Source organism: Halococcus salifodinae DSM 8989, assembly GCF_000336935.1.
In the GTDB taxonomy this organism is placed as follows: domain Archaea; phylum Halobacteriota; class Halobacteria; order Halobacteriales; family Halococcaceae; genus Halococcus; species Halococcus salifodinae.
Map to the genome: position 1 here is coordinate 153238 of NZ_AOME01000013.1, position 14112 is coordinate 167349.

General features: G+C 65.9%; 11 protein-coding genes and 1 pseudogene. 6 read left to right on the forward strand and 6 right to left on the reverse strand.

Features of this window, described 5'->3' with window-relative positions; genetic code table 11:
- The first annotated feature begins 105 nt into the window (after positions 1–105).
- The 3 genes from nikB to C450_RS22790 are packed head-to-tail and all read left to right on the forward strand — an operon-like array spanning position 106 to position 4108.
- Complete coding sequence (nikB, locus tag C450_RS02085) at positions 106–1056, forward strand: nickel ABC transporter permease (RefSeq protein ID WP_005039405.1); 951 nt, start codon at positions 106–108, stop codon at positions 1054–1056.
- The gene (nikC, locus tag C450_RS02090) at positions 1053–1970 is read left to right on the forward strand and encodes a nickel transporter permease (RefSeq protein ID WP_005039407.1); all 918 of its coding nucleotides are present in this window, start codon (positions 1053–1055) and stop codon (positions 1968–1970) included. The genes nikB and nikC overlap by 4 nt, the downstream gene beginning before the upstream one ends.
- Complete coding sequence (locus C450_RS22790) at positions 1967–4108, forward strand: dipeptide ABC transporter ATP-binding protein (RefSeq protein ID WP_005039408.1); 2142 nt, start codon at positions 1967–1969, stop codon at positions 4106–4108. Before nikC ends, C450_RS22790 begins: the two co-directional genes overlap by 4 nt.
- Before the next feature lie 47 nt (positions 4109–4155).
- Here the strand turns inward: C450_RS22790 and C450_RS02100 are convergent, their stop codons facing one another.
- Positions 4156–5115 (reverse strand): hypothetical protein, encoded by a 960-nt coding sequence (locus tag C450_RS02100; protein WP_005039410.1) that lies wholly within the window; start codon positions 5113–5115, stop codon positions 4156–4158.
- Positions 5116–5223: 108 nt separating this feature from the next.
- Here C450_RS02100 and C450_RS02105 point away from each other — a divergent pair.
- Positions 5224–6131 (forward strand): annotated as a pseudogene (locus C450_RS02105) (ornithine cyclodeaminase family protein).
- Here C450_RS02105 and C450_RS02110 read toward each other — a convergent pair.
- Positions 6121–6342: a DUF7535 family protein gene (locus C450_RS02110; RefSeq protein WP_005039413.1), complete on the reverse strand. Its 222-nt coding sequence runs from the start codon at positions 6340–6342 to the stop codon at positions 6121–6123. The pseudogene C450_RS02105 and the gene C450_RS02110 sit on opposite strands and share 11 nt — an antisense overlap.
- A 118-nt stretch (positions 6343–6460) precedes the next feature.
- Between C450_RS02110 and leuS the strand changes: the two genes are divergently transcribed.
- Together leuS and C450_RS02120 are read left to right on the forward strand one after the other, a co-directional pair.
- Positions 6461–9118, forward strand: coding sequence for a leucine--tRNA ligase (leuS, locus tag C450_RS02115; protein ID WP_005039416.1), 2658 nt, complete (start codon positions 6461–6463; stop codon positions 9116–9118).
- Between the two features lie 57 nt (positions 9119–9175).
- Complete coding sequence (locus C450_RS02120) at positions 9176–9676, forward strand: hypothetical protein (RefSeq protein WP_005039418.1); 501 nt, start codon at positions 9176–9178, stop codon at positions 9674–9676.
- A 32-nt stretch (positions 9677–9708) separates the two neighbouring features.
- On the opposite strand, the gene C450_RS02125 is transcribed toward C450_RS02120, so the two are convergent.
- The 4 genes from C450_RS02125 to xacF all read right to left on the reverse strand — a co-directional run bounded on the left by C450_RS02125 (position 9709) and on the right by xacF (position 14023).
- Positions 9709–10164: a peroxiredoxin gene (locus tag C450_RS02125; protein ID WP_005039419.1), complete on the reverse strand. Its 456-nt coding sequence runs from the start codon at positions 10162–10164 to the stop codon at positions 9709–9711.
- A gap of 59 nt (positions 10165–10223) precedes the next feature.
- Positions 10224–10643: an Hsp20/alpha crystallin family protein gene (locus tag C450_RS02130; protein WP_005039423.1), complete on the reverse strand. Its 420-nt coding sequence runs from the start codon at positions 10641–10643 to the stop codon at positions 10224–10226.
- Positions 10644–10745: 102 nt separating this feature from the next.
- Complete coding sequence (gene pheA / locus C450_RS02135) at positions 10746–11552, reverse strand: prephenate dehydratase (RefSeq protein ID WP_005039425.1); 807 nt, start codon at positions 11550–11552, stop codon at positions 10746–10748.
- Positions 11553–12559: 1007 nt separating this feature from the next.
- On the reverse strand, positions 12560–14023 hold the full coding sequence (gene xacF / locus C450_RS02145) for a 2,5-dioxovalerate dehydrogenase (RefSeq protein ID WP_005039428.1): 1464 nt from the start codon (positions 14021–14023) through the stop codon (positions 12560–12562).
- Positions 14024–14112: the final 89 nt, after the last annotated feature.

The following is a 14112-nucleotide window of genomic DNA, read 5'->3' on the forward strand; positions in this document are numbered from 1 at the left end:
CAGTCCCCGCTACAACCCCGGATCGAACGGTCCCGCCGGCGAGTGGTTGGCCGACACCGTGGCTGCACTCACAGGGACACCGATGGTGGGACACACAGCAGTGAGATGAGCGGTCAGTACCTCCTCAGACGGCTGTTGACCATGGTCGTCGTCCTGTTCGCCGTCTCGGTGCTCACGTACGGGCTGATCTTCATCACCCCCGGAGATCCGGCGCGAACGATCCTCACCCAGCAGATGGGTGGACAGACGCCGTCGCACGAAGCCGTCGCACAGTTCCGGACGGCCAAAGGTCTCGACGATTCGTTCCCCATCCAGTACGCCCGATGGATGGGTGGCGTGGTTCGCGGCGATCTCGGCCAGTCGTATTACAGCAACGGGGCCGTCACAACGATGATCGCACAACGACTACCGAACACGATCGTCCTCGCCGTCGCGTCGATGCTCGTCGCGGTCACGATCGCGGTCCCCGCCGGGATCGCCAGCGCGGTCGAGCCGGGCAGTCACACCGACTACGCCGCACAGTTCGGTGCGCTCGTCGGGGTTTCGATGCCGAACTTCTGGCTCGGCTATCTCCTCATCATCGTCTGTTCGCTCCGGCTCGACGTGTTCCCCGTCGCTGGCGCGGGTGGGCTCGAACATCTGGTCCTCCCGGCGCTGACTCTCGGATCGGGCATGGCCGCGGTTATCACCCGGTTGGTACGGACGGCGATGCTCAACGTCCTCGACGCCGACTACGTTCGCATGGCCCGATCGAAGGGGCTGCGTGAACGAATCGTCGTCTACAAACACGCGCTCCGGAACGCGCTCGTGCCCGTCGTCACCATCATCGGGCTCCAGTTGAGCTACGTTCTCAACGGTGCCGTCGTCGTCGAGGTCGTGTTTCAGCGACCGGGGCTCGGAACGCTCCTGGTCGATGCGATCTTCGCACGCGATTACCCGATCGTGCAGGGAGTGACACTCCTCATCGGGGTTATCTTCGTGCTGACGAACGTCGTGGTCGATCTCACCTACAGCCGACTCGATCCGCGCATCGATCTCGGGGGTGAACCGACGTGAGTGAGACGCCAGCCGACGTGCAACCACGGCGAGCGGACGAGGAACGGAAACAGCGATCGGACGGGGAACGGAGACGGTGGACGGGCGTGCTCCCGTCGAGCCCCCTCACACAGTTCGGTGTGATCGTCGTGTTCGCCATGCTCGTGTTCGCGGTGTTCGGGCCGATCGTGTCGCCGTACGGCCCGGCCGAGCAGGACCTCCTCAGTCGACTGCAACCGCCATCGTTGGCCCATCCACTCGGCACCGATCAGCTCGGTCGCGACGTGCTCACACGGCTCTCACACGGAGCCAGGCTGTCGCTCGGCATCGCCATCGCCGTGACGACCGTCCGGCTCGTCGTCGGTACGGTGGTCGGTCTCGTCGCGGGCTACGCCGGCGGGTGGGTCGACGAAGCACTGATGCGACTCGTCGACACGCTGCTCGCGTTTCCCGGGATCGTGCTTGCGCTCGTCATCGCCGGCGTTCTCGGGCCGAGTCTGGTGAACGTGATGCTCGCGCTGGCCGTCGTCGGTTGGGCATCGTACGCCAGACTGATCCGTAGCAGCGTCCTCTCGGTTCGAGAACGGGAGTTCGTGACCGCTTCCCGGCTGGTCGGTCGATCCCGGATACACGTCACCGCCCGCCACCTGCTGCCGAACGTCGTCGCGCCCGTCGTCGTTCTCGGGACGCTCGATATCGGCGGCGTCATCCTCGGGACTGCGGGGCTGTCCTTTCTCGGACTGGGTGCCCAACCGCCGACAGCCGAGTGGGGAACGATGCTCGCGTCGGGGCGTCCCTACCTTCGACAGGCGTGGTGGCTCGTCAACGCCCCAGGGGGCTGTATCATGCTCACCGTCCTCGGGTTCAACCTCTTGGGCGACAGTCTCAGAGACAGGCTCTCACCGGCTCAGTCGGCCCGAACGGAGCAGCTGTGAGCGACCCACTGCTTCGCGTCGAGGAGCTCCACACTCGCTTCGACACCGATCGAGGGCCCGTCCACGCGGTCGATGGCGCGTCCTTTTCGGTCGATCGTGGTGAGATCGTCGGTCTCCTCGGTGAGAGCGGCAGCGGCAAGTCCGTCACCGCCCGGTCGATCTGCAGACTGGAATCGCCGGCGCGGATCGTCGACGGAACGATCACGTTTGACGGGACCGAACTGACGACCGCCGACGAGTCCACACTCCGGCGGATCCGCGGCAACGAGCTCTCGATGGTCTTCCAAGACCCGACAGAGACGCTGAATCCGGTGTTCCCGATCGGCGAACAGATCAGCGAGGCGGTTCGAATACACGAAACGAACGGCCAGCAGCGTCTCGCCGATTTCCTCGGCGTCCCATTGCTCCGGGATCGGTCGGCGTGGGCGGAGGCACGCGAGCGCGCTGTCGAGCTGCTGGCGGCGATGGACGTGCCGAACCCAGAGTCGGGTTCGGCGGCGTTCCCTCACGAGTTCTCGGGCGGGATGCGCCAGCGTGCCGTTCTCGCCACTGCGCTGGCGAGTGAGCCCGAGCTATTGATCGCCGACGAACCGACGACGGCACTAGATACGACGACACAGGCGGACATCCTCCGACGACTTCGCACCCTCCGAGACGAGCGGGACATCGGCGTCCTCCTCATCTCTCACGACATCGGCGTCATCGCACAGACCTGTGACCGCGTCGTCGTTCTGTACGGTGGACAGGTGATGGAGGCCGGTCCGGTCGAAGAAGTACTGACTGCGCCGGAACATCCGTACACTCGAACACTGCTCGCGTGTTCGGTCCGGAGCAACGACCCGGGCGAACGAGCACGATCGATCGACGGAAATCCGCCGAACCCCATCGGTGGCCACGAGAAGTGTCCGTTCGTCGATCGCTGCCGACACGCGACCCCGGCGTGTCACGACGGACCGGTCCCGACGATCGAACGCAACCCCGACCATCGACTGGCCTGTGTGGAAGCGCCACTTCCCCCCAACCACGCAGACACTCCCGGTCAGAAACGATCGACGCCCGATAGCGTGAACGGGACGACACAGCGAGAGCGAACCGCGAGTGAATCGCGATCGAGAACCCCCGTGATCGAAGCGAAGAACGTCTCGAAGGAGTTCTCGGGGGAGCGCTCGTTTCTCGATCGACTGCGGACCGACGAGCCGTCCGCCGAAGCGGTCCGTGACGCATCGTTGTCGGTCGACACCGGTGAAACCGTCGGGCTCGTTGGCGAGAGCGGCTGCGGGAAATCCACGCTCGCAAAGCTCCTGACTGGGCAACTCACGCCGAGTCAGGGTCAGGTTCGCCTCGACGGCACTCGTGTGGGGGAGATCGGGGATCGCTCGTACAGCCAGCGGCGGCAGATCGGTGTCGTGTTCCAGCACGTCCGGGAGAGTTTCGATCCCCGGTGGCCGATCGGTCGGTCGCTTTCCGAGGCTCTCGACGACCCCGGGACGGTCTCGACGGCGGAAGCCGATCTCGACGACGTCGATGGGTTGTTGGAGAGTGTGGATCTCTCCCCGCAGATCGCCGATCGATACCCTCGGGAGCTGTCGGGCGGGCAGCTCCAGCGCGTCGCGCTGGCCCGCGCCCTCGCGCACGATCCCGACGTGATCGTTCTCGACGAACCGGTCTCCGGGCTCGACGTGGCGACACAGGCGACGATCCTCGACCTGCTCGGGGACGTACAACGACGGTTCGGTGTCGGGTACGTGTTCATCAGCCACGATCTCGATGTCGTTCGGTATCTCGCCGACAGAGTCGCGGTCATGTACGCCGGCGAGATCGTCGAGAGAGGGCCGGCGAAGGAGCTGTTCGAACAGCCGAGCCATCCGTACACCGACGCGTTGCTCCGTGCGATCCCGAGCGACGTCCCCGGTGACGATCGACCGACGCCGCTCCGCGGTGATCCGCCCGATCCGACGGATCGACCGACTGGGTGTTCGTTCCATCCGCGCTGTCCCGCCGCGACGACGGAGTGTGCCGAGCGCCAGCCCGACTTCGAGACGATCGACAGCTCACGCGTTCGGTGTTTCCATGCGCCGGATGCAACGGGCGAGAGCAACGACGATGGATCGTCGCCCGAACGAACTGGATCGAGATGAGACACGAACGGTGTTGAGTCGGGCGTCTGGCTGAGAGAAGCGTGTCGTCAGCTACTGATATCGAGGCTCGTCGTCTCGGTCGATACCGTCGCGTTCCGAGCAGTCGTCGATCCCGATGTGGTCGTGGCCATGCTCGCTGTCGCGTTCGCCGACGATGGCGTCCGACTCGGGACCGATGTCGTCCGATTCAACGCTGTGTCGGCCCACGACGGTCGGTCCGGCACATCGGTCGCACCGATGGCTGAAAACCGGGTCGTACTGACGACGCGGGTGAGATTTTCGTTCCCCGATAGCTGCTGAACAGTCCGATAGCTGTGGATGACACCCCGTCGATCGACGAGCATTCGGAGACTCGTGTTTCCGTTCGCGAACGTCTGCTCGGTTCGGGTCTTTCCCCGAACGAGATACAGCGTGGAGCCGTTGCGTTGCCGTTCGGTTACCGACGTGGTATCGGTGGTGAACCATTCGAGACGGTATCGGAGTCCCGCTCCTGCAGCACCGAACCGTGTTTGGGAACTGCTATCGAGCCGGTCGTATCTCGTCGTTCCGTTCGCATACGTTCGGTTCCACAGTGTTCGTCCGTCGTTCGACCAGACCTCGGTGCGGGCCGCGAGCGTCTCCGGATATGGCGAATAGCCCTCGCTGCTGTTACGCTCGGTGACGGCGTAAATCCCCTCGTCGCCCGACCCTACGTGGAGCGTGCTCGTGGTGTCAACGAGAACCGAACCGTTCGGTCCCAGTCCAGTCGAGTTCGACCGCTCGGTGAACGATCGATTCTGAAGAAACGAGCTATGGGCTGCCACGAGCGCGCTCGCGTTCTCGATACCCTGGCCCGTGAGTCCGGGCGCGAGCTGTGGGACCGGCGTCGGGGTGGGCTCGTCGGTCGGCACCGTCATCGGCGTGACCGTCGGTGTCGACTCACCGCCACCGTCACCCCCGAACACCCCACTACAGCCGGCAAGCACCACCAGCACGACAACGAGAACCGTCCCCACGGCACGCTGCATGCTGCCTCTCGGACACATCGTGCAAAATGTCTTTTCGTTCACCGATCACGATCGGTGTGGCGACCCCGAGAGTGGTAGAATTAAGGCTGCCGCGCAGAAATCGCCGGTATGGAAACGCTCCTGTTGGACCAGACAGCAGTCGACGCGAACGCACGGATGGACGAGGTCATCCGGGCGGTCGAGGACGCGTTCGCGGCCTACGAACGTGGCGACGCCCAGATGCCGGCCAAATCCTACATCGATCTCCCCGAGTACAACGGCGACTTCCGCTCGATGCCCGCCTATCTCGACGCGGGCGAGTGGGACGCCGCGGGTATCAAGTGGGTCAACGTCCACCCCGACAACCCCGAAAACNGGAGCTCACGATGCAGCGCACCGGCGCGGCGGCCGCGGTCGCCACCGACCATCTCGCACGCGAGGACGCCCGGAGTCTCGGTCTCGTCGGGGCGGGCGTCCAGTCGTACACCCAGGTCGAAGCCATCGCCGCCGTGCGCGACATCGAGGAGATCGTCGTCGCGGACCTCGACGACGAGGCCGTCGCGGCGTTCGTCGAGCATTTCGACGACCGGTTCGATGTCCACGGCGGCTCGATCCCGGAGGCTGCCGCCTGCGACGTGCTTTCTACGGTGACCCCGAGCACCGCCCCGCTCGTCTCCAGAGACGACCTCGGCGAGCACACCCACGTCAACGCGATGGGCGCGGATGCCGCCGACAAGCAGGAGCTCGATCCCACGATCCTCCGCGACGCCCGGCTCGTGATCGACGACCACGCTCAAACCACCCACTCCGGCGAGATCAGTATCCCGTACGCAGACGGCGTGATCAGCGACGCCGACATCGACAGCGCGGTCGGCGAGATCGTCGTCGGCGAAGCGTCGGGCCGCACCCCCGAGGACGGCATCTCGGTGTTCGACAGCACCGGCCTCGCGATCCAGGACGTGGCGACCGCTCACGTGGTCTACGAGCACGCCCGCGAGAACGACAACGGCGAGTCGTTCGCGTTCGTCAGTCAGTAGCTCGATCCGCGCCCCGATCGAACAGTCTCGTCAGCACCCAGACGATCACGAGCACCGGCAGCAACGGCAGCGCGACGACCAACAGGCCGACGAGGATCGACCACCCGATGACGTCCATCTCGGTGTCGCGATGCATCTGCGATGGCGGCGTCACTGTCCGCAGCACTTTCCGTGCGGTTCCGGGTTCGTCGTCCGATTCCTCCTGGCTCATGCCGTCGTTTACGTGTCGCGTCGTAAAGAGCGTCGCGGTCGGACGGGGCTCGTGTTTGCGGTGGACGATGGCAACCTATAGATGGATGGATCGGTTACGACGGACAACGCCATCTCTCATGCAACAACAGGACACCTACGACCACGCCGACGTCGAACAGAAGTGGCAGGCCCGCTGGGAGGAGTCGGACGTCTTCCGCATCTCCGACGATGCGACCGACCCGAGCTACGTCCTCAGTATGTTTCCCTACCCCTCGGGCGACCTCCACATGGGCCACGTCCGCAACTACACCATCACCGACGCCTACGCCCGCTACAAGCGGATGCAGGGCGAAAGCGTGCTTCACCCGATGGGGTGGGATTCGTTCGGCCTCCCCGCAGAAAACGCCGCGATCGAGCGCGAGATCGACCCCCGGGAGTGGACGATGGACTGCATCGACACCATGCGAGACCAGATGCAGTCGATCGGATTCGGTATCGACTGGGACAGGGAGATCACGACCTGCGAGCCCGAGTACTACCGCTGGAACCAGTGGCTGTTCAAGCAGTTCTACGAGGAGGGGCTCGCCGAGCAGAAGGGCGGCGAAGTCAACTGGTGTCCGTCCTGTGAGACCGTCCTCGCCGACGAGCAGGTCGAAGGCGAGGCGGAGCTGTGCTGGCGGTGTGACACCCCCGTCGAGACCCGAACCCTCGATCAGTGGTTCTTGAAGATCACCGAGTACGCCGACGACCTGCTCGACGGGATCGACGGGTTGGAGCAGTGGCCCGACAACGTCCGAGGGATGCAGCGCAACTGGATCGGCCGCCAGGAGGGCGCGACCGTGGAGTTCGGCACTGACTACGGTCCGGTCGAGGTCTTTACCACGCGACTCGACACCCTCTACGGCGCGACCTTCTTCGCGCTCGCACCGGATCACGAGATGACTCGGGAGATCGTCGCCGACGATCCCGACCTCGCCGCAGCGGTCGACGAGCTCGATCCGGAGGCCGACACCGACGAGAAGAACGGCGTGTTCACCGGCGAGTACGCGATCAATCCCGCGACGGGCGAGGACATCCCGATCTACGTCGCCGACTTCGTGCTCGCCGACGTGGGGACCGGCGCGCTGATGGGCGTTCCCGGCCACGACGAGCGCGACCACGAGTTCGCCGCGGAGTACGACATCGAGATCCGTCAGGTCGTCGCACCCGATGACGGAGGCGAAAGCGACACCGCGGAGGTCTCGGAGGGGGCCTACACCGATGACGGCGTCCTGATCGACAGCGGCGAGTACGACGGCGTGGCGAGCGGCGAGGCACGCGAACAGCTGATTGCGGACCTCGACACGGCGGCCCACCACACCCAGTACCGGCTGCGCGACTGGCTCATCTCTCGTCAGCGCTACTGGGGCACGCCGATTCCAGTAGTTCACTGCGAGGAGTGCGGCCCGGTCATGGTCCCCGACGAGGATTTGCCCGTGGAGCTCCCCGAGTTCGTCCCGACGCCGACGGGCAACCCGATCGAAGAGGTCGAGTCGTTCGTCGAAACCGAGTGTCCCGACTGTGGTGGCCCTGCGGAACGCGAGACCGACACGATGGACACGTTCGTCGACTCGTCGTGGTACTTCCTCCGATTCACCTCGCCCGACCGTGCGGACGTGCCGTTCGACACCGAGCGCGCGAACGACTGGCTGCCGGTCGACGAGTACGTGGGCGGGATCGAACACGCGGTCATGCACCTGCTGTACTCGCGGTTCGTGACCCGCGCGATTGCGGACATGGAGCTGCTCGACGTCGACGAGCCGTTCGAGCACTACCTCCCCCAGGGAATGGTCCAGCTCGACGGGACGGCGATGTCCTCCAGCACGGGCAACGTGGTCTCGCCCGTCGAGATCATGGCAGAGTACGGCGCGGACACGGCCCGGCTGTTCATGATGGGCGCGGCCCGCCCCGCGAAGGACTTCGACTGGACCGAGCGCGGCGTCCGGTCGAGCAACGAGTTCATCCGCCGGTTGTTCGGCACGGTCGAGGCGTTCACCGACGGCGATCTCTCGACGACCGATGCGGGCGATCGACCGATCGACGCGTACGTCGCCCGCGAGATCGACGCGACGATCGCGGAGGCAACCGGAGGGTACGAGGCGTTCCGGTTCAACGAGGCCCTCCGGGAGGCGCGCGGGCTGGTCTCACTGCTCGGCCAGTACCGCGAGTACACGACCCCCGACACGGCAACGTTCGAGCGGGGGCTCCGGACGGCGGTCAGGCTGCTCGCGCCCGTCGCACCCCACGTCGCCGAGGAGTCGTGGGCCACGCTCGGCAACGAGGGGTTCGTGGCCGAGGCCGCGTGGCCCGACCCCGACGGCGGTGTCGAGGACTACGCCGCCGAGCGCCGCCTCGTCGAGAACACCCGTGAGGACGTCCGTGACATCCTCGACGTGGCCGGGATCGAGAACCCCGAAACCATCGAGGTCGCGGTCGCCCCCGAGTGGAAACATCGTGCGCTCGACGTCGCGATCGAAGCCGACGACGACGTCGTGGGCACGGTGATGGCCGACGAGGAGCTCCGGACGCACGGCGAGGACGCCGCCGACTACGCGAAGGACCTCGCCGCGAACCCTCAGGCACTCTCCGAAACGCTCGCGCCCGACCACGAGTACGACGCACTCGAACGCGCGTCGTGGCTGCTCGATCGAGAGTTCGACGCCACAATCGTGCTCGAACGCGCCGCCGAGGCTCCTGACGACCTGGTAAGTAAGGCGCGACCGGGCCGGCCAGCGATCGAGATTCGCGAGGGATAGCTCACCCGTCTAACGGCTGCCGAAAACCATAGGAAGTGGGAGCGTCTGTGCGAGCTCGTGGGTGCGTTCGCCACTGCGGTTCAAAACCGGCTGTGTGATACACTCGTGGAGCGGTGCGACGACTACGACTGGGAGATCGAACGCCGAATTGCAGGGACGCCGGTCGACATCGCTGGCTGCCGTTCGGCGGAGTGGGTACTCGTTGAACTCGAATGGCGACGAGCCGACCCCGCCGACAACACCGCGAAACTGTTTCGCCATCTCGCCGAGGGTGCGTTCGATGACGGCAACGCTCCCGACGCCAGCGACACGTCCGACGCCGATCGCGTCGCCGTCTTTCAGGTATTTACCGGTTACTACGATCTCACGAGCGGCGGTGTCTCCGCAAAACGGGAAAACGCCGAGTTCGTCGGCCGGGTCGCGAGCGACGCGCTCGATCGGTTCACCTACGCACCAATCGAGTTCGAACTCGATCCACCGAAGCGCGGCGGCGAACGCTCGGACGACTGGCAGGCCGTCACCGACGCAACCGCTCGGACGATCGCGACTCGGCTCTGACTCGGTTTGTCGCCTCTCGGTAACTTCTCGCCTCAGTCGTCGAGCGACGCGAGGTCAGCGTCGAGCGCGTCGCCGAGCACCGTCCGGGCGTGACCGTCGGGATCGACGCCAGTGTAGACCCGCTGGATTTCACTGTCACTGATGACGAACGTCGTCCGTGCGGCCGCGCCGCTTGACGTGTCGACGCCGAAGGCGTCGGCGACCTCGCCATCGGGGTCGGCGAGCAGGTCGAAGTCGAGGTCCTCCTGGTCGGCGAACGCGCGGTGGGAGTCGACGCCGTCGGTCGAGACGCCGTAGACCGTGACGCCGGCGTCGCGATAGCTCTCGTGCTCCTGCTCGAACTGGTTGGCTTCGACAGTGCAGCCGGGCGTGTCGTCGCGCGGGTAGAAGTACACGACCGTGGGGTCGTCGAAGGCGGGCGCGACCGTCTCGCCGTCCTGGTTGGGTGCCGAGACATCGGGTGCGGGGTCGCCGGCTGTGAGCGTCATGCATCCGCTCCGGCGTCGAGGCTGAAAGCGGCCTCGGTCGAGGGTGGAATCGCGCTCGATCAGTCGATGTCGATGCTGCGCGAGTCGTCGAGATCCGTGGCCTTCGGCAGCGTCACAGTCAGGACGCCGTTGGTGTAGGTGGCGCTGGCTTCGTCCTCTTCGACGTTCTCGGGCAGCGAGAGGGTGCGGCTGACCGAGTGGCGGCGGCGCTCGCGCCGGAGGTAGTCGCCCTCGCCCTCCTCGGTGGATTCGTCGCGTTCGGCGGTGATTCGGAGGGTGCGGTCGGCCACCGAGAGATCGATGTCCTCGCGGTCGTAGCCCGGCAGGTCGGCGGTGACCTCGAAAGCGTCGTCGCGGTCGGCGAGGTCGACCGAGAGCTGCTGGGTTCCGGGGACCGGCATGTCGTCGAACTGGCCGAGCTGCTGGTTCATCCGCTCGAACATCTGCTCGATCTCCTCGAAGGGGTTGCGTCGCGACATGGCGCTTCAGCATAGGCCCGCGATGGACTTAACTTTGACAGGTAGCCGGCTGCGCACCCACTGCACGCTCACCGCACGCCAACCGCATCCTCACCGCACCCCTCACGCCACGACGTGTTCGGTGTCGTACGAGCCGAGCCGGCAGACCCAGCCCTCCTCGGCGATGGCCTCGATGGATTCGACCGCTTCCTGAGTGCGCTCCTCGTAGAGCCCGGCGGCGACGTCGATGTGGAAGACGTAATCGCCGAGGCGCTCGCCGCTCGGGCGCGACTCGGCCCGAGTGAGGTTGATCCCGCGATCGGCGAACGGTTCAAGCAGATCGAGCAGCAGCCCAGGATAATCGTCGTTCGGGTAGACGACGAGCGAGGTCTTCCCGCCGGCCGCGGAGCGTTCGGCGCGCGGGGCGATCGCGACGAACCGCGTGGCGTTCGAGGCCTGATCCTGGATCCCCTCGGCGAGCACGGAGAGGTCGTCGCCGGCGGTGTCGGGGTGGGCGATCGCCGCCATGTTCGGGTCCTCGCGGGCGCGCTCGACCCCTCGGGCGGTAGAGGCGACCGCTTCGAGTGCCACGTCGGGATACTCGACGTCGAGGAACGCCCGGCACTGTGCGAGCGCCTGGGAGTGACTCGCCACGGTGTCGAATTCGGGCCCCTGGGCCAACAGTGCGTGGCGAATCGGGGTGACGAGCTCGCGGACGACCGCGACCTCGTACTCGGTGAGCGCGTCGAGGCTCTCGGTCACCGAACCCTCGATGCTGTTCTCGACCGGGAGCACGCCGCGCGGGGCCGCGCCATCGGCGACCGCCGCGACGATCCCCGTGACCGATTCGCGGAACTCGACCTCGTCGGCGATCGCCCCCGCCGCCCGATGGGAGTAGGTCCCCTCGGGCCCGAGTGTGACTGCGTTCATGCGCTCTCGTGCCGTGGGGTGGTGAAAAACGCGTCGTTGGACAATCGATTTATGTTCTGCTGAGACACGGGAGACCATGCCTCTGGACTCGCGACGTCTGTTGGAAGAGAGCCTGCCCGTCGGGGGACTGCTGTTCGCGTGGTACGTGCTGAGTGCGCTCGTCGCGGCGCTCGCAAACGGATCGTTTCTCGGAACGCTTTCGATCGGCTTTCAAATCGTCGGGTCCGCCACCGCGGTGGTGTTCGTCGTCGTCCGTGGCATCGCTATCGCCCGCGAAACTCGTCCGCTCCGCTTGTCGGGTGATCTCCGCGAGCTTCTCGACGAGAGTACCGTGGTCGCAGTGCCCGTCCTCGTGTGGGTCGCTCTCGGAACCCTCGTCGCGCTACCGTTCGGTCTTTTCAGGTTCGGGACCAGTGTTCCGACACTCGTCGCCGCCTTCGTACAGACAGCGATCGCGACCACGGGACTGTACGTCGTGGTCCGTGTCGTGCCGGTTCTCCGCTCGGGAGTCGGATCGGGCAGAACCGCCGCTCTCGGCGACGACTGCCGCGTGCGGTGGCGGTGCGGTCTGCGGGCCTGGCGGATGAAGGGCGAGGCGCGCGAACGAGGCCGCAGGCCGAGTGAGCAGCGAACACCGGAGCACGCTTCGCGTGCTCCGAGCTCCCGTTCGCTTCGCTCACGGGAACGAAGGGAGCGCGCGGCGAGGGCTTCGGCGGTGCTGTGCGGTGCAGTTGCGGTCCTCGGTGGATCGAGGGCGAGGCCCGCTTCGCGGGCCGAGGGCTCGGACGGTGCTGTGCGGTTGCGGAAAGGGGTAGCAACTGTACCGCGAGTGAGCGGGGCGAACGAGCGGCAGTTTTTGGTCCAGATTTTTACGAGGAGTGGTCCCCGCAGCGAGTCGGCGAAGCCGACGAGCGAGGAGACCCGACGTGGTTCGAAAGACGCCGGAGGCGTCTTTCGTCATGCCGAGACGGCGGAGCCGTCTCGTAACAAAGTAAAAAGGTGGGTGTCTAGTAGTTATCGTAGACAGTTTTGATGATGGTGAAGTAGTCCATCCCCTCCTCGCCCTGTTCGCGGTAGGTCTCGCTGGAAGAGGCGTTCATGCCGCCGAAGGGAACGTGGAGTTCGAGGCCGGTGGTGGCTTCGTTGACCTTCACGACGCCGAAGTCGACCTCGTCGACGAAGCGGTTGGCCTGAGTGTGGTCGTCGGTGACGATCCCGGCCGCCAGTCCGAACTCGACATCGTTGGCGAGGTCGATCGCTTCCTCGAAATCGCTCACGGTCATGATCCCCACGAAGGGGCCGAACACCTCCTCCTGCATTACGGTCGCATCGGAGTCCAAGCCGGTGAGGATCGTCGGCTCGACGAAGTAGCCGTTCTCGTACTCGTCGCCGTCGGGTTGGCCGCCGCCGTACTCGACGGTCGCGCCTTCGTCTTTGGCGGTCTCGACGTCGTCGAGGGTGCCCTCGATTTCGCCCTCGTTCGCCTGGGGGCCCATGTCCGCCCCGTCGAGGGCGGCCCCGATCTCGATCGATTTCGCATAGTCGACGAGCGCGTCGACGAACTCGTCGTGGACCGACTCGTGGACGATCACCCGCTCGGTCGCGGTGCAGGCTTGTCCTGTGACGCCGAACGCACCGCCGCCAACGATTTGTGCGGCCTCCTCGACGTCGGCGCTCTCGGTCACGACGGTGGGGTTTTTCGAGCCGAGCTCGGTCTGGACGCGCTTGTGGGCGTCAGTAGCCTGCTCGTAGATCATATCGCCGACCGAGCGACTCCCCGTGAAGGAGACGGCGTCGACCTCGTCGTGTTCGACGATCGGCTGGCCGACCTCCTCGCCGCCACCGGTCAGGACGTTCACGACACCATCGGGGGCATCCACGGCGTCGGCGGCCTCGGCGAGACATTCGGTGACCTTCAGAAAGACCGTCGGCGCGTCCTGTGAGAGCTTACAGACCACGGTGTTGCCCGTCGCGAGCGCGGGAGCCATCTTCCACGAGGGGATTGCGATGGGGTAGTTCCACGGGACGATCAGGCCCGCGACGCCCATCGGCTCGCGGACGGTGTAGAGGTTCTGTCCGGTGGCGCTCGGATTGCTGGCCTCGCCGGCGTAGTCCATGGCCTTCTCGGCGTAGTAGTAGAAGATGTTGATCGCGCGGCCGACCTCGCCGCCGGCCTCGCCGAGCGCCTTGCCCTCCTCGCGCGCGAGCGTCTCGGTGAGTTCCTCGCGTCGGTCGTCCATCCGCTTGGCTGTCTCGCGCAGGAGTTTGCCGCGAGCGGGTCCCGGGGTCTCCGCCCACGCGTCCCGGGCGGCTGCGGCAGCCTCGATGGCACCACGGGCGTCGGCGCTGCTCGAATCCTGACACTCCGCCACCGTCTCGTCGGTGTTCGCGGGGTTTTCGACCGCGAACGTCTCGCCGGTTTCGGAGGCGCGCCACTCCCCGTCAACGTAGTTCTCGTAGGTGTCTGCCATCGCTGGAGCAACGGACGCGAGACATACCCTTCTTTCGGCCTGCTATCTCAGGCTCACGGTGTTCGTGCGTCGATCACCCTGACGGCTTT

Excerpts from the sequence above, each read along its gene's own strand:
- pheA (WP_005039425.1), bottom strand. The coding sequence starts at position 11,552 with ATGAACGCAGTCACACTCGGGCCCGAGGGGACCTACTCCCATCGGGCG.
- xacF (WP_005039428.1), bottom strand. The coding sequence starts at position 14,023 with ATGGCAGACACCTACGAGAACTACGTTGACGGGGAGTGGCGCGCCTCC.
- C450_RS02110 (WP_005039413.1), bottom strand. The coding sequence starts at position 6,342 with ATGAGCCAGGAGGAATCGGACGACGAACCCGGAACCGCACGGAAAGTG.
- C450_RS02125 (WP_005039419.1), bottom strand. The coding sequence starts at position 10,164 with ATGACGCTCACAGCCGGCGACCCCGCACCCGATGTCTCGGCACCCAAC.
- nikB (WP_005039405.1), top strand. The coding sequence starts at position 106 with ATGAGCGGTCAGTACCTCCTCAGACGGCTGTTGACCATGGTCGTCGTC.
- C450_RS02130 (WP_005039423.1), bottom strand. The coding sequence starts at position 10,643 with ATGTCGCGACGCAACCCCTTCGAGGAGATCGAGCAGATGTTCGAGCGG.
- leuS (WP_005039416.1), top strand. The coding sequence starts at position 6,461 with ATGCAACAACAGGACACCTACGACCACGCCGACGTCGAACAGAAGTGG.
- C450_RS02100 (WP_005039410.1), bottom strand. The coding sequence starts at position 5,115 with ATGCAGCGTGCCGTGGGGACGGTTCTCGTTGTCGTGCTGGTGGTGCTT.